Source organism: Marinospirillum insulare DSM 21763 (assembly GCF_000686905.1).
In the GTDB taxonomy this organism is placed as follows: domain Bacteria; phylum Pseudomonadota; class Gammaproteobacteria; order Pseudomonadales; family Halomonadaceae; genus Marinospirillum; species Marinospirillum insulare.
The window spans coordinates 14,385-32,986 of record NZ_JMLW01000005.1 but is presented as its reverse complement, the minus strand read 5'-3'; the positions used below and the strand labels follow the sequence as shown (position 1 = coordinate 32,986).

General features: G+C 43.0%; 18 protein-coding genes. 17 read left to right on the top strand and 1 reads right to left on the bottom strand.

The features are described 5' to 3' along the window. Positions 1-76: 76 nt before the first annotated feature. The 17 genes from BP27_RS0102540 to gspN all read left to right on the top strand — a co-directional run bounded on the left by BP27_RS0102540 (position 77) and on the right by gspN (position 17,617). Positions 77-760, top strand: coding sequence for a response regulator (locus BP27_RS0102540; protein WP_027850211.1), 684 nt, complete (start codon positions 77-79; stop codon positions 758-760). A 2-nt stretch (positions 761-762) separates the two neighbouring features. Further along, complete coding sequence (locus tag BP27_RS0102535) at positions 763-1,974, top strand: sensor histidine kinase (RefSeq protein WP_027850210.1); 1,212 nt, start codon at positions 763-765, stop codon at positions 1,972-1,974. Positions 1,975-1,999: 25 nt separating this feature from the next. Beyond that, positions 2,000-2,350 (top strand): hypothetical protein, encoded by a 351-nt coding sequence (locus BP27_RS0102530; protein WP_027850209.1) that lies wholly within the window; start codon positions 2,000-2,002, stop codon positions 2,348-2,350. Positions 2,351-2,436: 86 nt separating this feature from the next. After that, positions 2,437-4,665 carry a CHASE2 domain-containing protein gene (locus tag BP27_RS0102525; protein ID WP_027850208.1) on the top strand — a complete coding sequence of 743 codons (2,229 nt, stop codon included), beginning with the start codon at positions 2,437-2,439 and terminating at the stop codon, positions 4,663-4,665. Positions 4,666-4,778: 113 nt separating this feature from the next. Beyond that, positions 4,779-6,494 carry a metallophosphoesterase family protein gene (locus tag BP27_RS14945; RefSeq protein WP_051610177.1) on the top strand — a complete coding sequence of 572 codons (1,716 nt, stop codon included), beginning with the start codon at positions 4,779-4,781 and terminating at the stop codon, positions 6,492-6,494. A 65-nt stretch (positions 6,495-6,559) separates the two neighbouring features. After that, positions 6,560-7,405 (top strand): type II secretion system protein GspC, encoded by an 846-nt coding sequence (gspC, locus tag BP27_RS0102515; protein ID WP_150112012.1) that lies wholly within the window; start codon positions 6,560-6,562, stop codon positions 7,403-7,405. A 3-nt stretch (positions 7,406-7,408) separates the two neighbouring features. Next, a complete protein-coding gene (gspD, locus tag BP27_RS14940; protein WP_051610174.1) occupies positions 7,409-9,403 on the top strand; it encodes a type II secretion system secretin GspD in 1,995 nt (664 codons plus the stop codon). Then, positions 9,403-10,878 (top strand): type II secretion system ATPase GspE, encoded by a 1,476-nt coding sequence (gene gspE, locus BP27_RS0102505; protein WP_036239183.1) that lies wholly within the window; start codon positions 9,403-9,405, stop codon positions 10,876-10,878. Before gspD ends, gspE begins: the two co-directional genes overlap by 1 nt. Before the next feature lie 14 nt (positions 10,879-10,892). After that, positions 10,893-12,140: a type II secretion system inner membrane protein GspF gene (gene gspF, locus BP27_RS0102500; RefSeq protein ID WP_027850205.1), complete on the top strand. Its 1,248-nt coding sequence runs from the start codon at positions 10,893-10,895 to the stop codon at positions 12,138-12,140. A gap of 23 nt (positions 12,141-12,163) precedes the next feature. Further along, the gene (gspG, locus tag BP27_RS0102495) at positions 12,164-12,616 is read left to right on the top strand and encodes a type II secretion system major pseudopilin GspG (protein WP_027850204.1); all 453 of its coding nucleotides are present in this window, start codon (positions 12,164-12,166) and stop codon (positions 12,614-12,616) included. Continuing rightward, positions 12,588-13,094 carry a type II secretion system minor pseudopilin GspH gene (gene gspH, locus BP27_RS0102490; RefSeq protein ID WP_027850203.1) on the top strand — a complete coding sequence of 169 codons (507 nt, stop codon included), beginning with the start codon at positions 12,588-12,590 and terminating at the stop codon, positions 13,092-13,094. Before gspG ends, gspH begins: the two co-directional genes overlap by 29 nt. After that, positions 13,087-13,467, top strand: a complete 381-nt coding sequence (gene gspI / locus BP27_RS14935; protein WP_051610172.1) for a type II secretion system minor pseudopilin GspI — start codon at positions 13,087-13,089, stop codon at positions 13,465-13,467. Before gspH ends, gspI begins: the two co-directional genes overlap by 8 nt. After that, positions 13,464-14,204, top strand: a complete 741-nt coding sequence (locus BP27_RS0102480; RefSeq protein ID WP_027850202.1) for a prepilin-type N-terminal cleavage/methylation domain-containing protein — start codon at positions 13,464-13,466, stop codon at positions 14,202-14,204. The genes gspI and BP27_RS0102480 overlap by 4 nt, the downstream gene beginning before the upstream one ends. Then, entirely contained in the window at positions 14,197-15,282 is a 1,086-nt protein-coding gene (gene gspK / locus BP27_RS0102475; RefSeq protein ID WP_027850201.1) for a type II secretion system minor pseudopilin GspK, read from the top strand. Before BP27_RS0102480 ends, gspK begins: the two co-directional genes overlap by 8 nt. A gap of 3 nt (positions 15,283-15,285) precedes the next feature. Next, complete coding sequence (locus tag BP27_RS0102470; RefSeq protein ID WP_027850200.1) at positions 15,286-16,383, top strand: type II secretion system protein GspL; 1,098 nt, start codon at positions 15,286-15,288, stop codon at positions 16,381-16,383. Further along, positions 16,380-16,832 carry a type II secretion system protein GspM gene (gene gspM, locus BP27_RS0102465; RefSeq protein WP_027850199.1) on the top strand — a complete coding sequence of 151 codons (453 nt, stop codon included), beginning with the start codon at positions 16,380-16,382 and terminating at the stop codon, positions 16,830-16,832. The genes BP27_RS0102470 and gspM overlap by 4 nt, the downstream gene beginning before the upstream one ends. Continuing rightward, positions 16,829-17,617 carry a type II secretion system protein N gene (gene gspN, locus BP27_RS0102460; RefSeq protein ID WP_027850198.1) on the top strand — a complete coding sequence of 263 codons (789 nt, stop codon included), beginning with the start codon at positions 16,829-16,831 and terminating at the stop codon, positions 17,615-17,617. The genes gspM and gspN overlap by 4 nt, the downstream gene beginning before the upstream one ends. A 12-nt stretch (positions 17,618-17,629) precedes the next feature. On the opposite strand, the gene BP27_RS0102455 is transcribed toward gspN, so the two are convergent. Further along, complete coding sequence (locus BP27_RS0102455) at positions 17,630-18,565, bottom strand: LysR family transcriptional regulator (protein WP_027850197.1); 936 nt, start codon at positions 18,563-18,565, stop codon at positions 17,630-17,632. Between the last annotated feature and the right edge of the window lie 37 nt (positions 18,566-18,602).

Genomic DNA, 18,602 nt, shown 5'->3' with positions numbered 1-18,602 from the left:
ATCACTAACCTAAGGGATGTTATTTTTTTTCAAAAAAGCACAAGCTAAGCTAAATAGACTGATTTATGAGTAAAAAATGACAAGAGAAAAAATTAGTGTTGCTTTGGTCGATGATGACCCCAAAGTGCGAGAGCGTTTTAAAGCATCCATAGAAAAACACCCAGACCTAGCTTGGTTGGGTGAAGCAACTTGTGTACGAGAAGGTAAAGCGCTTGCTTTAAAAACTTGTCCACGTGTGCTGCTGGTAGATTTAGGATTACCCGATGGTTCAGGCATGGAAGTTATTCAAGAAGTTAGCCAAAAACAACCTAATACAGAAATTATGGTTGTCAGCATGTTTGGCGATGAAGGCCATGTTGTTCAAGCCATAGAGGCAGGTGCTAGCGGTTATATTTTAAAAGATACCGACGATTTAAGCCTAGCAGAACATATTATCCAGCTATGCGATGGCGGTAGCCCAATGAGCCCTATGATTGCACGCCATCTTTTAAAGCGTATGCAAGCAACTGAAGTCAACACAAAAAGAAAGCTAGATACTAACAGTGCTGCTGCAACCTTAACGCGCCGCGAGATGGAGCTACTAAAGCTCTTAGCACGCGGTTATACCTACCGTGAAGTTGCAGAAGATTTGAATGTTTCTAGTCATACAGTTAATTCACACATTAAAAATCTCTATCGAAAACTCTCCGTTAAAACCAAAAACGAAGCCGTTTTTGCAGCTACACGCCAAGGGATATTGGATATGCATGAGTTAGATTAACAATGCTAAAACTACCCATTACTGAAAAGCTAAATATACTTTGGAATAATTTAACCACCTGTGGTGGTGTTTTCTTTCCAGGTAGTCGTCATTACCGCAGAGTATTTTTAATTAACGTCATGCTCTTAGCAGCAATGGGTGTTTTTGGTCTTTTTACCCTTTTAAACTTGCTGGTTTTTAATGACTTTAAAGTGGCAGTGGTTGATTTAGTTGCCTTTGTTTCTGCTTTAACTGCTTTAATTTACTTCCGTTTTAGTCGAGACGTAAAAAAGAGCGGTTTTATCACCACGGTAATCATTGGTTTAGCTTTACTCAGTTTTCTTTATTTAACCCAACATTATGAGTACAGCCTTTTTTGGTTGGCTACCTTCCCGCCCTTTGCCTACTTTCTTAATGGTACTAAGCGCGGCACATTTGCAGTGGCTTTGCTTTTTATTCCTGTCTTTATTACCTTAATTCTTAATTTAGGCGTATGGGAACCAGCCCCCTATGATCAGGTGTCAATTTACAATATTTCTGTTGCCTTTATTGCTTTAGTTGTTCTTGTTTACTTTTATGAAAAAAGCCGTCACCAAGCACAAGTGCAACTGCAAGCAATAAGAAACCGCGATGCGACAGAAAAAGAACGCAGTCGACTATTAAGAGAAATGCATGATGGCCTTGGTGCACAGTTAACCACAGCACTTTATGCGGCACGTAATGAGCAGGCTAGTGTAGAAGAAGTGGCCGATTACTTGCAGTTAGCCTTAGAAGACCTGCGTATTATGATGGACTCTATGCAAGCTTTTGATGGTGATGTTGCGACTTTATTAGGACAGCTTCGCTATCGCTTAGAAAGACGCATTCAACAAGCAGGTTTAGAGTTAAGCTGGCAAGTTGAAGATTTACCCAATTTTCCCAATATGACTCCGCAAGATGCTTTAAACTTACAGCGCTTAATGCAAGAAGCTTTAGTGAATACAATAAAGCATGCTAAAGCCCGCAAGGTAAGCTTAATGGCATGCATGATTGCACCTAAGGTTTTAAAAATTCAGATTAAAGATGATGGCTGTGGGTTTGATGAGCAGTTAGTAGAGTTTACAGGTAGAGGCTTGAGCAACCTTCACTACAGAGCAGTGGAGTTAAATGCAAAGCTAACCCTTAACTCTCAACCCGGCCAAGGTTGCTGTATAGAATTGCTTGTTCCAGTGAGTAAAACAAGCAACAACGAATGACTAATTATTTAGAGTAAGAGCCACAATGAGTTCAAATGATACGAGTGGGTATACGCCTACTTTTACCTCCTCAGGATCAGCACTGCGTACCCTGCGAACGGGAAAAAAAAACCCTAACTGGAAAGCCGCTGCAGAGTTTTTAATGGAACGCGCAGCACCAGATGTAAAGCTGTTGGTAGAAGCAGCGACACAAATTGAGTTAGAAAAAGAAGGGCTGCGAACGGATAAAAGAGAAGTAGTTATCAGAAAGAAAAGAAATTTTAACCTAAAATTAAACTTTAGTTGGATGCAATGGCTGCTAGTAGCTGCTGCTGGCGCAGGTTTTATTGCTCTACTAGTATGGATAATTAAGAACGCAACGATTAGAGCTTGTTAGCTGACAGTTTAAATACACTACCTATTCAATTGTTGTGTTAAATACCAATTACCTACTAAAAAAATAAAAATTTTAAGGTAGAAGCTATGAGCCCTAAACTTTCCCGTATTTTAGCAACCCTAAGTGGCCTGCTCTTAGTTATTTTTTTAATGCTAGTGGTAAGCGAAAAAGTTCCTGTATTCAGTGATATTTATCAACGATTAGAGTTGTTGGTTTATGACCAACGTATGCGCTTTCATCTGCCAGAAAAAAATGAAGTGCAGCCATCGGATGGCACTCGAATAGTCATTATCGATATAGATGAAGAGTCTTTACAGCACGAAGGGCGCTGGCCTTGGTCAAGGTTAAAAATGGTTGATCTAGTAGAAAAGCTTAATGCTGCTGGCGCTGCTGTGATTGGCTTCGATATTCTTTTTGGAGAAGCTGAACGTAACCCTGCACAAGTAGTATTAAGCCAGTTAGATAAAAAATCTAAATTACATAAAGAAATCAATTTAATTCAACATAATTATGATAGCGACCAAATGTTTGCTAACACCCTTGCAAACTCAGAAGCTATTTTAGGCTATTTATTTCATTTTCAATACCCGCTAACCAGTGGTTTGCTTCCAGAACCTTTGCCACTTGAAAACACAGAAGATAACTTAGTTAGTCAACTTGGTATGCCTAGTATGACTGGTTATGCAGCACCTATAGAGGTGCTAACCAGTAACGCCAAAGGTGGCTTTTTTAGTTTAGCACTTGATCAAGATGGGGTAACAAGACGTGCTCCCATGTTAGCTCGCTACAATAACCAGCTTTACCCTTCATTATCTTTAGAAATGCTTCGCCAGTTTTTGCTATTAGATGCTATTGAATTAGAAACATCGACCATTAAAGGTAGAGAGCATCTTGAGAAAATTCATTTAGGTGCAAATTTTTCATTACCAACAGACTCTAGTGGCCAATTATTAATACCCTACCGTGGACCTGCAGAAACTTTTCCTTATATACCCGCTTGGAAGCTTTTATCGGGAGATTTTGATAAAAATTTAGTAGAGGGTGCTTTAATAATAATAGGTACCAGTGCACCAGGCTTATTTGATTTAAGGGCAACCCCTATCGACTCTGTTTATCCTGGCGTGGAAGTACATGCCAATTTATTGGCTGCCATGCTGGATAAAAAATTTCTAAAGCAGCCTTCATGGGTAACAGGAGCAGATTTTGTTATCGCACTGATTAGCGGCTTGGTATTAGCAATCGCTTTGCCTTGGCTAACTCCACTACTGCAATTTGTGCTTAGTTTAAGTGTTGCAGCAATAATTTTAGCTGTAACAGGTTGGCTATGGGCTTCTAAAGGCCTAGTCTTAGCCTTGGCGGGTCCGCTACTAGTGGTGTATTTATTAATTACAATTTTCAACTTTATTTGGGGTTTTTTCTATGAGTTTATGACCCGCAATCTGCTTACCGATATGTTTGGTCAGTATGTACCACCAGAACTAGTAGAAGAAATGAGCAAGCACCCAGGTGAATTTAGTTTTGCAGGTGAGTCACGCGAACTCAGTGTACTTTTTTCCGATATTCGTGGTTTTACTAGCCTGTCTGAACGTTTAACTGCCGATGAACTTAAACTACTATTAAATCGCTACTTCACACCCGTAACAGGCGTTATTTTTGATCACCGCGGCACCATAGATAAATACATAGGTGACCTAGTTATGGCTTTTTGGGGCGCTCCTGTTGTTGACCCAGACCATGCTTTGCACTCTATTCAAGCAGCCTTACAAATGTTAAAAGCTACCGAAGAAATAAGTGCAGTCTTTGCTTCTGAGGGTTTGCCTGAAATTAAGGTGGGTATAGGTATTAACTCAGGTGAAATGAGTGTGGGCGACATGGGGTCGAAATATCGACGTGCCTATACAGTGTTAGGTGATGCTGTAAACCTAGCGTCACGACTAGAAAGCTCAACTAAATACTATGGTGTAAGTTTAATTGTAGGAGAACGCACCAAAGAACTAGCTTTAGAGCATTTTGTATGGCGCGAACTAGACCTAGTCAGAGTCAAAGGAAAAGATCAGCCAGTTAAAATCTACCAGCCTCTTTGCTCCATAGAAGAGCTAACACCTGAGCTGGAAGAGGAGCTCAAGCTTTTAGACCAAGCCTTAGCTGCATTTCGAAGCCAAGACTTTACTCAAGCAAAAAATTTATTTAGCCAGTTACACGAAAGCCACCCAGAAACCTATCAATACAGCCAATACCTAGAACGTTTAGAGCAGTTCAACCAAGAGCCACCCGCAACTGAATGGGATGGTAGTTGGGTGAGGGTAGATAAATAACCTCTTAGATATAAAATATCTTAACTATTTGTTTTACAATTACCATTTCTTATATTTATAGTTTTCCGTTAAACTGCACTTTATGCGAATGGTTTCTATTTGGAAATAACTGAATGCTCAATTTTTCACGTCGGCAATTTTTAGCTGCTTCTGCTGCAGGTGTGGTTACCAGTGTAGCGGCAGGTGGTTTATCTGGCTGTGCTACCCGCAGCGGTAAGACGGGTATTAAACGCCTTGCACCACCAACTAATGCTCAATTACAACTACTTTTTTATGCCGATACCCATGCCCAATGGCAGTCTGTTTATGCCCATCCTGCGGCTAATCATTTAGGCCCTATGTCTTTATTGGGCCAAGCTCCTTATTTAACTGAACAAAACCGTTTAGCCACTTTAGGTTTACAAGCTAACCCAGTGGCAGCAAGTTGGTTAACCGCCCAAGGTGCGCGGCAGCAAGTGCAGCGTTTTAGTAATAATGAATTAAGCAAAATGGGCGGTTATGCCGTGCTTGCCCAAGCCCTTGCCGAAAAGCGTGAAGCTTTTGGGGTGGATGCCAGCCTGACCTTAGAAGGTGGTCAGTGCTGGAATGGCAGTGGTTTATCAAGTATGACAGCTGGACGTTACGGGCCTTTATCTAGCCATTGGTTAGGGGCTGAAGTGCGTGTAGCCAGTGAAGAAGCGGTTTTATGGCCGAACAATTTAGCCCAGCTTTACAGGGATTTTAAACGCCCTGTATTAACTGCTGAACAGCCGATTAGTTACCTCACTAAAGCGGGTGTGAAAATTGCGGTGGTGGGTAGTGTTAATCCTTGGCAGCAATTTCCACAAGGTTTTGACGAGCAAGACTGGTTAGCCGGTTTACAAGCACACATTAAAACAGCCGCTAAATCGGCCAGTTTGGTTATTCTGTTATGTGATGCAGGTACTAACCCCAGCTTGTGGTTATCAACCCAGTTAGAAGGCGTGGATGTTATTTTATCGTCTCGCGGGCAAGATTTATGGCCGCAGCCGGTTAGGGTGCAAAGTAATTCCGGTAAAGCCATTCCTGTGTGTTTTGCAGGTAGCCAAGGGCAAGGTTTTGTTGAATTACAACTAACCGCAGAAGGTGATAATTGGCAGCTAGCCATGCAGTATCAGCCTTTGTTTACTCAGGTGGAACCAGCACAAGCCGCCGTTGCTCAACAAATAACCCAGTTGCGTGCTGCTTATGCGGGTTGGTTAGATCAGCCTCTAGCTAAAACACCCGACTGGTTATATCGCCGTGATGTCTTGGCTGGCAGTTGGGATCAAATAATAGCTGAAGCCTTAAAAACCACCGGTGCTGATTTAACCCTAGCACCAGGTTTACGTCATGGTTTGGCTTTACCACCGGGTGCAGTGATTACCCGTGATCATTTACTTAGTTTAACGGCTGGTTATTCGGCTAAAGTATTTAACCTGCCTGCTAATCGCAGTGAATTACAATCCCGCTTAGAAGTGGGTGCCGACCAGTTGTTAAGTGATGATTGGTTTTTGCATTCCAGTGAAGATTTACCACGTTTAACCGGCAGCCATTTTGTATTGCGTTACCAAGCTTTGGCAGGGCAGCGTATTTCTGAATTAGAATGGCCCGTGGCTTCCACCAGTGAAAAAGTACGCGTGGCAGGCTGGTCTACCCATTATCAAAATCAAGCTAGATCAGCTGAGCAAATAGAAGGCATAGCCCTGTGGCAGTTACTAGAAAACTGGTTAAAAACTCAGCCAAACGATTGGCAATTGCCAGCCATTGAGCAGCCAAGTTTGGCCTTTGTTGATGGTCACCCAGGTTGGCATCCAGAGGCACTTTTGTGAAGCTTAGTTTAACTAGGCCTTGGCTGACCATATTAGTGGCTGGTTTAGGTTGGTGTTTATTGGCGATGGCTTTAGCAAATTTGCTTTGGTCGATTTTAGTGTGGCGTTACCCTTTGCCGCCTGAGACAACTTCTGCTGAAAAAACTGCACATCAAGTCACAGCAGCTTGGTTAGAAGGCCTTGACCAGCATTGGTTAAAGAAAGAACAAGAAACCCCTAGTTTTGTACCAGAAAAAACTGCTGAACCCATTCAAATCAGCCGTTTAGCAGTTAAAGTGCAGGGCGTATTATTTTCTAACCTAGCTGAACGCTCGGTGGTCTTGCTGAATTACCGTAATAAAGATTTAACCCTTTCGGTAGGCGATAGGTTAGAAGAAGGTATTGTGTTAGTAGCGATTCAGCAAGAGGCTTTGGTGTTTAATCGTAATGGCGTGTTAGAGCAGGTACTTTTAGCATTTGATGAACCTTCTCAACTATCTAATAAACAAGCCAATACTAATAAACAAGCCACTAATAGTAAGCAACAGCTGCCCACAGAGTTTAGAAAGGAGTTTAGAGAGGAGTTTACAGAGCAAAAGGTAGGTACCCGAGTATTAGAAGAAACCTTTGGCCCAGAGTTTCGTAAAGACCTAGTTAAAGACCCCTTGCAGCTAATGAGTTATGTCAGCGTCAGCCCTTCTTCTAAAAAGGGTGAGTTACAAGGGTTTGTATTACAACCGGGCAGCAAACCAGAGCTATTTAAGCATTTTGGTTTACAAGCCGGGGATTTATTAATAAAAGTAGACGGTGCAGCGGTGAGTGATACTTCGGCAATGCTGGCTTTGCATTCACGTTTAGCCACGGCAGAAAGCCTAGATGTGGAATTGCTGCGTGATAATGAGCGTGTAAATATTCGTTTAGAAATGGAGTAGCCAGTGAAGCGGCTAAGAATAAAAAACAGGTTATCCAAGGTTTGGCTAGTGGTACTAGCTTTAACAGTTGTACCCTTGCCAGCTTTGGCGTTAGCAACAACTGACGACGAGCATTTTAGCGTTAATTTACAAGACGTTGAATTAAGTGAGTTTATCGACAGTGTGGGACGAATTACTGCTACCACTTTTTTAGTTGACCCAAGGGTGCGTGGCAAGGTGAGTATTCGCAGCCAACAAAAGCTAACCGCTAATGAAGTCTATGAAGTATTTTTATCGCAACTTAGGGTGAATGGTTTTGCGGCAGTAGCGTTAAATGATGGCACGCAAAAAATTGTGCCAGAGCAAACCGCCCGTTTAGAAGCGATTCCTGTAGAAAGTAATGAACAGCCTAATTCTAACGGTAAAGATATTTTGGCAACCCGTGTGTTGTCGTTACACAACTCTGATGCTGCCCAGCTAGTTAATATTCTTACCCCTTTAATGGACAGGCGCATCGGCGTAATTACCCATTATGCGCCGACCAACTTGCTGATTTTAACCGACTGGGGCACTAACCTAGAACGCCTAGCCAATTTGGTGCAGCGTATTGATCAAGTTAGCAGCGAAAACCTAGCTGTTATACCTTTAGAGCATGCTTCTGCTTCAGAAATGGAACAGCTATTAACCCAGCTTTTAAGGCGTGAAGGGCGGGGTGGGCAGCCGCCACAAATAATGTCGGATAGCCGCTTAAACTTGCTGCTTGTTAAAGCCGATCAAGCCACACGCAAAGAAATTCAACGCCTAGTAACTGAACTCGATCAGCCAGTTGAGCGTTCAGCGACTACTCAGGTGTTTTATTTGCGCCATGCCAAAGCCGCAGAAATGGCTACTTTATTACAAGCCATGACTGATGAACAAACTGCGCCTACAAGTGAAAAGGCCGGTACTAATAAAAAAGCCATGATACAGGCGCATGAATCCACCAATGCCTTAGTGGTGGCGGGTAATCCTGACCAAATACGAGAAATGCGTTTGCTGGTTGATCAACTCGACATTCGCCGTGCGCAAGTTTTGGTTGAAGCCATTATTGTCGAAATATCCGATACACAAGCTAGAGATTTAGGTGTGCAGTGGTTAATGGTTGACCAAAACTCAGGTTCTATTCCTTTGGTTTCAGGTAATTTTACCGGCAAGGAAGGCTTAGGTTCAATTGCCGCTGGTGCCGCCTCGGGCGGAACAGAAGGTGCCTTAGGAGCTTTGGCAGGGTTACAAGGCATTACTGCTGGGGTGGGTAGAATCAGCAAAAATGGCATTAGCTTTGGGGTGTTATTAAATGCCCTGCAAAGCAATACCAATTTTAATATTCTTTCCACACCCAGCATTTTAACCCTAGACAATGCTGAAGCGTCTATTTTAGTGGGGCAGGAAGTGCCTTTTGTAACAGGCTCTACCGCAGGCGATAATAACGCTAATCCTTTCACCACCATTCAGCGTAAAGAAGTGGGCGTGCGCTTACAAATTACGCCACAAATTAATGATGGTAATTCGGTTCGTTTAGAAATTTTGCAAGAAGTGTCGAATATTGAAGAATCAGTCAAAGCCAGCGACATAATTACCAATAAACGCGAAATTAAAACCACAGTGATGGCCGATAATAACGACATTATTGTTTTAGGTGGCTTAATTCGTGAAGACGAAAGTGAAACCTACAGCAAGGTGCCTTTATTGGGCGATATTCCTTTTATTGGGGCTTTGTTCCGCTCTACTAGCATTAGCCGAGAAAAACGTAATTTAATGGTGTTTATTAAGCCGCAAATTATGCATGACCGTGATTCTTTGGCAAAAGTAAGTTCTGAAAAATACCGCTATATGCGTGCTGCCCACTTGTTAGAAAGTGGCAACGAAGCACGTATGGAAGCTTGGGGTGCAGCGCAGGTTAGCCAAGGCACTTCTTTAAAAGACTTGTTTCCCTCGCGTCGTGAACAACGGGCGGCAGTTTTAAATAAGCAGGCTAACTAATGGCGCTAGAAGTTGACTTGCTTCCCTACCGCTTTGCTCGCCAAACGGGTGTTTTGGTTGAACCTTTAGCCGCCGGCCAGTATCGGCTGGTAGCTAAAGAAGATGCCGCAATCAAAGACTTGCATGAAGTTATGCGCCTAGCGGGTGAGCCAGCCAATTTAGAATGGCTGGAATCCAGTGTTTTTGAAAGTCGTTTAGCCCAAGCCTACGATGCAGGGCGAGCCAGTACGTCTGAATTGATTGAAGGCATTTCAGACCAGGTTAATTTAGACAGCCTAGTTGAAGAACTCCCCGCCATTGAAGACCTGTTAGAAAGCGAAGGCGAAGCGCCAATTATTCGTTTAATCAATGGTTTATTTGCCGAAGCGTTAAAACTCCATGCTTCAGATATTCATATTGAAACTTTTGAACAAGAGTTAGTGGTGCGTTTTCGGGTAGATGGCGTGCTGTTAGAGGTTTTAAAACCACCACGTAAATTAGCACCTATGTTGGTTTCACGTATCAAGGTGATGGCGCGTTTAGACATAGCTGAAAAACGCCATCCACAAGATGGGCGAATTACGGTTAGAGCCGCTGGGCGTGAAGTGGATATTCGTGTTTCCACTTTGCCAGCCATTTATGGCGAGCGAGTGGTGATGCGTTTGTTAGATAAAACTGCGGCTTTATTGGGCATTACTGAATTGGGTATGCCAGACAAAGTAGAAACACGTTTTCGAGAATTATTACAGCAGCCCAATGGTGTTTTGCTAATTACCGGCCCAACGGGTTCGGGTAAAACCACTACGCTTTATGCCAGCCTAACGCAGCTAAATGATGCCAGTCGCAATATTTTAACCGTGGAAGACCCAGTGGAATATGCAATTGCTGGTATAGGGCAAACCTCTGTTAACACTAAAGCCGATATGACTTTTGCTAAGGGTTTAAGGGCAATTTTGCGCCAAGACCCAGACGTAGTAATGATAGGTGAAATTCGTGATGTGGAAACGGCTTCTATAGCTGTACAAGCCAGTTTAACCGGCCACTTGGTGTTATCGACTTTACATACCAATTCAGCCCTAGGTGCCATTACCCGTTTAAGGGATATGGGCATAGAGCCTTTTTTATTGGCTTCCAGCTTAAAGGGTGTGATGGCGCAGCGTTTGGTTAGGCGTTTATGCCGGCATTGCACTAAGAGCCGCCCGATTAGTGATTTAGAAAAAACTGGTTTAGGAGCGGCGGCTAGTAAACTGGTGGAAGTATATGAGCCAGTGGGTTGTGAAGCTTGTCAGCATACGGGTTATCAAGGCAGGGTGGGTTTGTATGAGTTGGTGCCAATTACTGCCAGTTTGGCCGATAAAATTAACCGTGAAGCAGCTGAAGCTGAAATGGCCGATGAGGTTTTTGCTGAATGGCCTAATTTATTGGCTGCCGGCGTAGAACGCATAGCGCGTGGCGAAACTTCCGCAGAAGACGTGTTACGGGTAACACGCAACTAGGAGGTTTTGAATTAATGGCAACTTTTAAATATCAGGCATTAGACAAGCAAGGCAAGCTGATTAAAGGCGTACTGGAAGCCGATTCAGAACGCCATGCTCGGCAACTATTACGTGAAGAGGCGCTGTTTCCTCGTAAAGTACAAACCACTGGCGAGGGTAAAGGTAACCAAGCTACCAGTGGGGGACAAGCCAAAAAAAGCCAGCGTAAAAAGAACCTTACAGGCTTATTAACCCATGACCAAAAAACCTTATTTACCCGTCAGTTAGCTACTTTAGTTGCGGCTGGTTTGCCTTTAGAAACGGCTTTAGAAACCCTGGCCAGACAAGCCGAAACCGAAAAACAGCGCAGTTTAATTCAGGGTGTGCGTAGTAAAGTTAGGGAAGGGCATAACCTAGCTAGCACCCTAAAGCACTGGCCCAAAACCTTTGAAAACCTTTATTGTGCTTTGGTGGCAGCGGGTGAAAAAGCGGGGCGCTTAGACCAAGTATTAATGCGCCTAGCAGACTACTTAGAAACTAGCCAAAAACAACGCCAAAAAGCCCGTATGGCTATGGCTTACCCAGTGGTTTTAACCTTGGTGTCTTTAGGTATTGTGATAGCTTTAATGAGCTTTGTGGTACCACGTATTGTTAGCCAGTTTGACCATGCCGGACAAACCTTACCAGCCATAACCCGTGGGCTCATCTGGTTAAGTGATGCGATTCGAGATTGGGGCTTAGTGGCAGGTGGAGTTTTTTTACTGTTGGTTTTAGCGGTGCGCTTTTTATTAAGTAAACCAAGCATAAAACTAAAATGGCATGCTAGGCAGTTAAAGCTACCTATGTTGGGGCGCTTGGTTAAAGCTTTAAATACTGCACGTTTAGCAAGAACAGTCGCCATTTTAACCGCCAGCGGCATTCCTTTGTTAGATGCTTTGCAAGTGGCTAGAAACACCTTAAATAATGTTTTTTTGCAGCAGGTGGTGGATGGCCTGATTGACCAAGTGCGAGAAGGGGTAAGTTTAAACCGTGCCCTAGAACAAAGCGGTCACTTTCCACCCATGATGACTTACATGGTGGCCAGTGGAGAAGCCAGTGGTGAGCTAGACCAAATGCTGGTTAGGGTTGCCGATTTACAAGACAATGAGTTTCAGCAAAAAGTTGATGTGACCTTAACGCTATTTGAGCCACTAATGATTTTGTTTATGGGTGGTGTGGTGTTAACCATTGTTCTGGCTATTTTATTGCCCATAATGCAGTTAAATGATGTATTAAAAATTTAATGATTAAAGTAAAGGAAATTGAAATGCTTAGAGATACAAAGCTAGCTGATAAGAAAAAAGTTCAAACAGGTTTTACCTTGCTTGAGGTCATGGTGGTTTTGGTGATTATTGGTTTGTTGGTGGCTATTGTTGCGCCCAATGTACTAGATAACCAAGACAAGGCGATGGTGCAAAAAGCCAAGGCAGACTTATCTAGTCTAGAGCAAGCATTAGAAATGTATCGCCTAGATAACTTCACCTACCCGACAACTAGCCAAGGTTTAGATGCTTTGGTTAAAAAGCCCAGCGTGGCACCTGAGCCAAAAAACTACCGAGCTGATGGTTATATTCGCCGTTTACCAACCGACCCTTGGGGCAATGCTTACCAATACCGTTCGCCGGGTGAAAAAGGCCGAATTGATATTTTCTCTTTTGGTGCCGATGGCCGACTAGGTGGTGATGGCTTAGATGCTGATATCGGTAACTGGGATTTATAACCCCCCTTTGTCTAGGTCTAAGGGTTTCACCCTGTTAGAGGTGATGGTGGTGCTGTTTATTATTGGCATTACCACTTCGATAGCGGTGGTGACTATGCAGCGCAGTGACCAAGATTTAGTTGACCAGCAAGCCAGACAGCTGTTAGAAGATTTTTCTTATGCACGAGATTTAGCTTTAAATCGGCATCGTTTGGTAGGCTGGCAGCTAACCCAAACCGGTTATCGTTTTGTACTGCGTGATGAGCTGGGTTTATGGCAAGCCTATTCCAGCCGAGGTTTACCCCAGCGCCAATGGTCAGAAAACTTAGATCTAAAGGGTTTACCAGAACAACAAATTGATGACCCAGCACCTGCTTTAGTGTTTTTTCCTGCAGGGGAAGTCACCGCTTTAAGTTTAACTCTGCAACTAGGTGAAGCTAAACGCACTATTCGAGTGAAAGCTGGCAAGTTTGAACTGTTGGACTTGGCCGATGAATAAGTTAGTCACTAAAAATCAGCAAGGCTTAACCCTGGTGGAAGTGTTAGTGGCTTTGTTTATTTTAGCCATGATGGCGGCGATAGCTGTGCAGGTGGTGAGCCGTGCAGCAGATGTTCGCCAAGCCAGTGAAGAAAGAGCTTTAGCGCAATTATGTGCCGATAATTTGTTAGTGGAATGGATGCTAGCGACAGAATGGCCAGAAGTAGGGCAGCGTGAAGGCGAAGCCGCTGCTGGTGCAATGCAATGTTTTTGGCGAGTGGCCATTCAAGCCACACCTTTACCCACCATGCGCCGTGTAGACATTGAAGTTTATGCCGAAGCAAAACGTGAAAATTTATTAACCCAAGTATCGGGTTTTGTGGGTAATAAATGAAATGCCAGTTAGCTAGGCAATTTACCAGCAAGCAGCAGGGCTTTACGCTGTTAGAAGTGTTGGTCGCTTTGGCGATTATGGCGGCCTTATCGGCAGCTTTAACCCTGTTGGTTAGTCAAGTTTTAGATGCGCGAGAACAGTTAAGCGAAGTAAGAGCTAAAGGCCCAGAAAGGTTGGTCGATTTTTTAACCCGCACCGACCGACAACTAAGCCAACTTGTGGTAAGGCAAGCCCATGAAAGGGGGCAGCCCATTAACCCTAGCCCGTTAACCTTGCTAAATAATAACCAAGAATTGTATTGGGTAGCGGCTGGCCAATGGGTGTTACCGCTGCAAGATTATAGTTCACGCTTACGTTTATGGCGTTTAAATTGGGACAAAGAAGACAAAATTTTATCGCTCGCTTCTTCTGGCTTGTTAGATGCAGCCGACGAACAAGAATGGACAGAGGTTGACCAGCTAGAAGAAGTCACTGCTTTAGATTGGGCTTTTTATCGAGACGAGACTTGGCAAAACACCTTAGCAGGCTCCTTTCCTAAGGGGTTACGTTTAAGCCTTACTTGGCAGGGTGAAGATTACCAACGCTGGGTTTTATTACCAGAATTAATGTTTATATTTCCACCCAGCAGGCAAGTTGAGGGTGAGGGTAATCAAGCCAACGAGCAGGGTGAAGCCAGTAATCGCAGAGGTTTAAGAAGGTTAAGAAGTCGACCTGCTAGAGAAGGAAATAATGACTAAACTCACTTCTAAGCCAGTAGTTTCGCCTCGAAATCAAAAAGGCGTGGCGCTGATAATGGTGCTGTTAATTTTAGTGGTAGTCACCGTGGCTTTAACGCAAATGCAGGCTGCTAGTCGTCAAGATTTAGAACGCATTGAAGCACGTTATTTACAGCAGCAAGGCTGGGGTTATTTGCTGGGCGCAGAAACCCTAGCAAGGCAGGTTTTAACCGATGGACGTATTCGTGAACAGCCGCGTTGGTGGGCAACAATTCGTGGTGAAGTAGTTAGTTATCCGGTGGATGAAGGTATGCTAACGATTCAGGTTAAAGACTTACGCACCTGTTATAACTTGAATCATTTAACCAGCATTACTAGCCAAGAAGCCAGTATTCAAGTGAGAGAATTATTGCCTTGGCGTTTGTACATTAATGCCGCACAAGAAAACCCCACTGTCCAAAAAAGCCAAAGCTGGACTGCCGATTTAGATTTAAACCAATTTTTAGATTTAGCCAGAGACTGGATAGACAAAGACAATGAAGCCTTACCTGATGGTGCTGAAACGGGTCAATACTTATTAGCCGACCCACCTAGAATTGTAGCTAACCAGCCCTTTGCTGATGTGTCGGAAGTGAATTGGCTCAGCTCAGAAAATCGCCAACGCTTTAGGCAGTTACCCGAAAATTTATGTGTACTACCCGATACCCGTTTAAGACTAAATATTAATACCTTAGCAGAACAAGATTTACCTTTGTTATGGGCTTTGTTTGAAGGTCAGGTACAACTAGCTAGCCTACAAAACTGGTGGAACACTCGCCCTACTGTTGGTTATAAAAACCTTGACGATTTTTGGGAAGATTTAGGTGAAACCAACCTGCCACAAGATGAAAGTTGGAAACAGCGAGTAGGCGGTAGTTTAATGTTTGTGAGTGATTTTTATCGGGTAACCATTAGTATGTTGTTAAATGATGTAACGCTAGAATTTGAAGCTGATATTTACCTAGCCCCCGATGCTAAAACCCAAATTTATGCACGCCGCCTAGGGCCAGTTGATGGGCGTGTTCAAGCCGGTTTTCTGGTTGAGCAGGAAGGAAATTAATCAATGAAAGTTAAGCAGCCCTTATTAGTTATACGTTTAGCGGTTAATTCGTCTCAAGATGAATACTGGTGGCTACCTGAGGGCGCAGCAGCTTCTAGTTTAACTGCTGAGCAAGCGGCTAGTTTTAGTAAAACCACACCTGCTTTAGTCTTGTTAGACGCTGCAGCCATTCGTTTAGATAAATTAGCTTTACCACCGGGTGTAAAAACTAACGAAGCGGCTTTGTTATTAGAAGACCAGTTAAGCCAGCCGCTTGAAGATGTAGACGTGCTAATTTTAGAAAAAAAAGGCCGTGAACTTAAAGTAGCTAGTTTAGATAAGCTGTTAGCTAAACAATGGCAGGCGCGTTTAGCCGATAAAAACATTAGCGTGGCACGTTGGGTTCCAGAAGCCTTGTGTTTAGCTGAGTTATGGCAAGAACCTGAGCCATTGTTATTGATTGATAAGCAGCAAGCTAGGTTATGGAATAGCCAAGAACAAACCCTTTTAACCTTGCCCTTGGCTTGGATTAATTCCTCTAATAACGTGTCAGAAGCAGCGCCTTTATTAGCTGCCGATACTCAGCAAGTTAACATTGCAGATTTACCGCAACAAGCATTAGTGCCTTGGTTAGCGACGGGTATTCCTGCCAAGCTGAATTTATGGTCTGAATCTTTTTTAATGGCTTGGCTTAACAAACTACCCATTAAAAATCTTCTAACTAAAAGCTTGCAGCTAACTCCTAAGCAATGGTTTCAGGCTTCGCCTTGGTTATTATTAGTGGTGGTTTTAATGAGTCAGCAAATGTTTATTTGGTTAGCTAAGCCAGTAAGTGAAGCAAACCCAGTGGATGTTGGGCAAGCGTTGCAGCGTTTAGACAGGCGCTTAGATAATTACACTAACCATTTAAATTATCAGCAGCAGCGAATGGATGCTTGGCAACAACTTTTAAATCAGCTACAAAGCAAACAACACATTCAAGTGGCTGCTTTAGTGTTAAATGAACAGGGATTAATCGCTAAATTACAAGGCGTAAAACCTACCGAGCAAACTGCTTTAAAAAGTTTAACTGGGCGTTGGCAATTTAGTGCTGAGCAAGCAACTTGGGAAGTTTCGCTATGATGGCTAGTTTAAATAACTCTTGGCTAGGTCAGCGTTGGTCAGATTTAGAAGCCAGCGAACAACGACTGTTAAAAATTGCTGCACCTTTGGTAGTGCTGATGCTTTTATATTTATTAGTGTGGCAACCAGTACAAGCGTGGCGTGAAAGCAGTGCAATAAATCAACAGCAGCAAGCACAAGATTTACAGCGATTAGAAGCTTTATCTACTCGTTTAGTGTCAGTGGTTTTTTTAGATGAACGCCAGTGGTTAGGCTTGGCGGAAAGTGTTGGTTTGCGCCAAGTTAAGCTGGTTGAAGAAGGAGATTTAAGAAAAATATCTGCAGAGGCAGCTAACCCAGCAATGGTGGAGCGTTTTCTTAATGCGGCAGCAAAAAAAGGCTGGTATTGGCAAACTTTAAATCTACAAGGTGCGCCTATTCAGCTAGAAGTAGAGCTGCGTCCACTATGAATGCTACTTCTTTGATAAAAAAACTACGTACTTTATTATTCGGCTTATTATTTTTGCTGCTGTTTAGCTGGATATTCTTAGTGACCTTTATTGCTCAAGCGCCCGCAGAATGGCTGTTGTTTCAAGCTCAGAATAAGGGACTGATTAAACAGCTAGCTTGGCAAAATGTTCAAGGTTCTTTATCTAAAGGCCGCGCCCAGCGATTAGAGCTGCCCTTTATTAGCCTAGAAGACGTTAGCTGGAATCTTTCTATTTGGCATTTATTTCTAGCTAACCCAGTAATTAACCTACAAGTAGGCAAAGACCAATCTTGGCAGTTACAAGCCAGTTTATTACCTTGGGGCAGTTTAACCGCCAATTTAAAAGCCGGTGATTTAGCTTTATTAAAAAGTAATGGTTTTCCTTGGGCTTTAAAAGGTGAATTAGCGGGTGAGCTTAATTTACAAGCAAAACTGCAAGGGCAAACGCTTAGCTGCCAAAGCTTAACAGGAAGCTGGCAAGGTGATTTAACTGTTTTACAACCCATGCCACTAGATTTAGGGCGGGTTTTTCTACAGCCTACTTGCCCAGACACTCAAACCTTAGATTGGTTGTTAGCCGCTGAGCAAACAAGTGAGCATCAAATAAACCTTGAAGGCCAAGCCAATGCCAAAACCCGCCGCTGGAATTTTACTGCTCAAGCTAAGTTAGAAGAGCAAGCTAAACTGCAACCAGCCCTACAAATGCTAGGCTGGCGCAGGAATAACCAGGGTGAGTTTCACGCGAAAGGTTCGGGTAGGTTTTAAATATAAGGATTTTCAGCGGTTAAACCCCCATTTTCTAGGTAGGCAAGTGCTTAAATGTTCAATAAGTGCCTTAATAGCCGGTGAAGTGTAGTTTTTGTAATAAAGTATCAGCGTTATAGGTTCTATTTTCCATGGCATTTTTACTTCTTTAAAGTGCCCAACAGAACCATTTTTAGGACACTCAGCCAGCCATTTAGGCAAAACACCAACCCCATAACCATCGGCAATGGCCTTAGCCTGCATGGAAAAAGAGTCTAGCTGTAACCTTGGCTCTAGTTTTAATTGGTATTTTTCTCTTGTTGTAATGTGCGTTAAATGAATGGATTGCTTGGTGGTTGGCATTATCCAGTTGAGTGCTTTTAAGTCATTAAGGGCTTCTAAATGAACCCCTTCTTGCCAAGTAGCAGCTTGGTAAACAGCTACCCGCCACTGACCTAAAGGTTGAACCTTGTATTGGTCTAAATTTAAGGGTTTACAACTAATGTATAAATCATCTTGCGGGTTATTATCTGCTAAAAAATGCTCGGCAGAAAACGTATTAATTTTTAATTTTACTTTGGTATTTTTTTCTAAAAACAGGTTCAGTGCTTCTATAGTCCAATTCATAGCTAGCTCTGGACAAAGCTGAATGCTAATTTCACCCTTCACTTCTTGGCTTAACAAACCTAATGCCTGCTTTGCTTCTTCCATTGTTTGTAAAATGTTCACCGCATAATCTGCATAACATTCACCTGCAGGCGTTAAAAGTAACCTGCCTCCTATTTGTTGCGTTAATCGGTAGCCTAACTGCTCTTCTAAAACGGCTAAACGGCGACTCAATGTTGACTTGGCTACCTTCATTAATTTAGCAGTTGAGGTTAGGCTTTTTTCATCGCGTAAAAAAACCAGCGTCTGTAGCGTAGTGTAATTGCTCATAAGTGTTTTGTTTTCTTCAACTGATTGTTCCATTTTTGTGTCTGTTTATTATAGCTGCTACTCATTACTA

Excerpts from the sequence above, each read along its gene's own strand:
- BP27_RS0102540 (WP_027850211.1), top strand. The coding sequence starts at position 77 with ATGACAAGAGAAAAAATTAGTGTTGCTTTGGTCGATGATGACCCCAAA.
- BP27_RS0102535 (WP_027850210.1), top strand. The coding sequence starts at position 763 with ATGCTAAAACTACCCATTACTGAAAAGCTAAATATACTTTGGAATAAT.
- BP27_RS0102530 (WP_027850209.1), top strand. The coding sequence starts at position 2,000 with ATGAGTTCAAATGATACGAGTGGGTATACGCCTACTTTTACCTCCTCA.
- BP27_RS0102525 (WP_027850208.1), top strand. The coding sequence starts at position 2,437 with ATGAGCCCTAAACTTTCCCGTATTTTAGCAACCCTAAGTGGCCTGCTC.
- BP27_RS14945 (WP_051610177.1), top strand. The coding sequence starts at position 4,779 with ATGCTCAATTTTTCACGTCGGCAATTTTTAGCTGCTTCTGCTGCAGGT.
- gspC (WP_150112012.1), top strand. The coding sequence starts at position 6,560 with ATGGCTTTAGCAAATTTGCTTTGGTCGATTTTAGTGTGGCGTTACCCT.
- gspE (WP_036239183.1), top strand. The coding sequence starts at position 9,403 with ATGGCGCTAGAAGTTGACTTGCTTCCCTACCGCTTTGCTCGCCAAACG.
- gspF (WP_027850205.1), top strand. The coding sequence starts at position 10,893 with ATGGCAACTTTTAAATATCAGGCATTAGACAAGCAAGGCAAGCTGATT.
- gspG (WP_027850204.1), top strand. The coding sequence starts at position 12,164 with ATGCTTAGAGATACAAAGCTAGCTGATAAGAAAAAAGTTCAAACAGGT.
- gspH (WP_027850203.1), top strand. The coding sequence starts at position 12,588 with ATGCTGATATCGGTAACTGGGATTTATAACCCCCCTTTGTCTAGGTCT.
- gspI (WP_051610172.1), top strand. The coding sequence starts at position 13,087 with ATGAATAAGTTAGTCACTAAAAATCAGCAAGGCTTAACCCTGGTGGAA.
- BP27_RS0102480 (WP_027850202.1), top strand. The coding sequence starts at position 13,464 with ATGAAATGCCAGTTAGCTAGGCAATTTACCAGCAAGCAGCAGGGCTTT.
- gspK (WP_027850201.1), top strand. The coding sequence starts at position 14,197 with ATGACTAAACTCACTTCTAAGCCAGTAGTTTCGCCTCGAAATCAAAAA.
- BP27_RS0102470 (WP_027850200.1), top strand. The coding sequence starts at position 15,286 with ATGAAAGTTAAGCAGCCCTTATTAGTTATACGTTTAGCGGTTAATTCG.
- gspM (WP_027850199.1), top strand. The coding sequence starts at position 16,380 with ATGATGGCTAGTTTAAATAACTCTTGGCTAGGTCAGCGTTGGTCAGAT.
- gspN (WP_027850198.1), top strand. The coding sequence starts at position 16,829 with ATGAATGCTACTTCTTTGATAAAAAAACTACGTACTTTATTATTCGGC.
- BP27_RS0102455 (WP_027850197.1), bottom strand. The coding sequence starts at position 18,565 with ATGGAACAATCAGTTGAAGAAAACAAAACACTTATGAGCAATTACACT.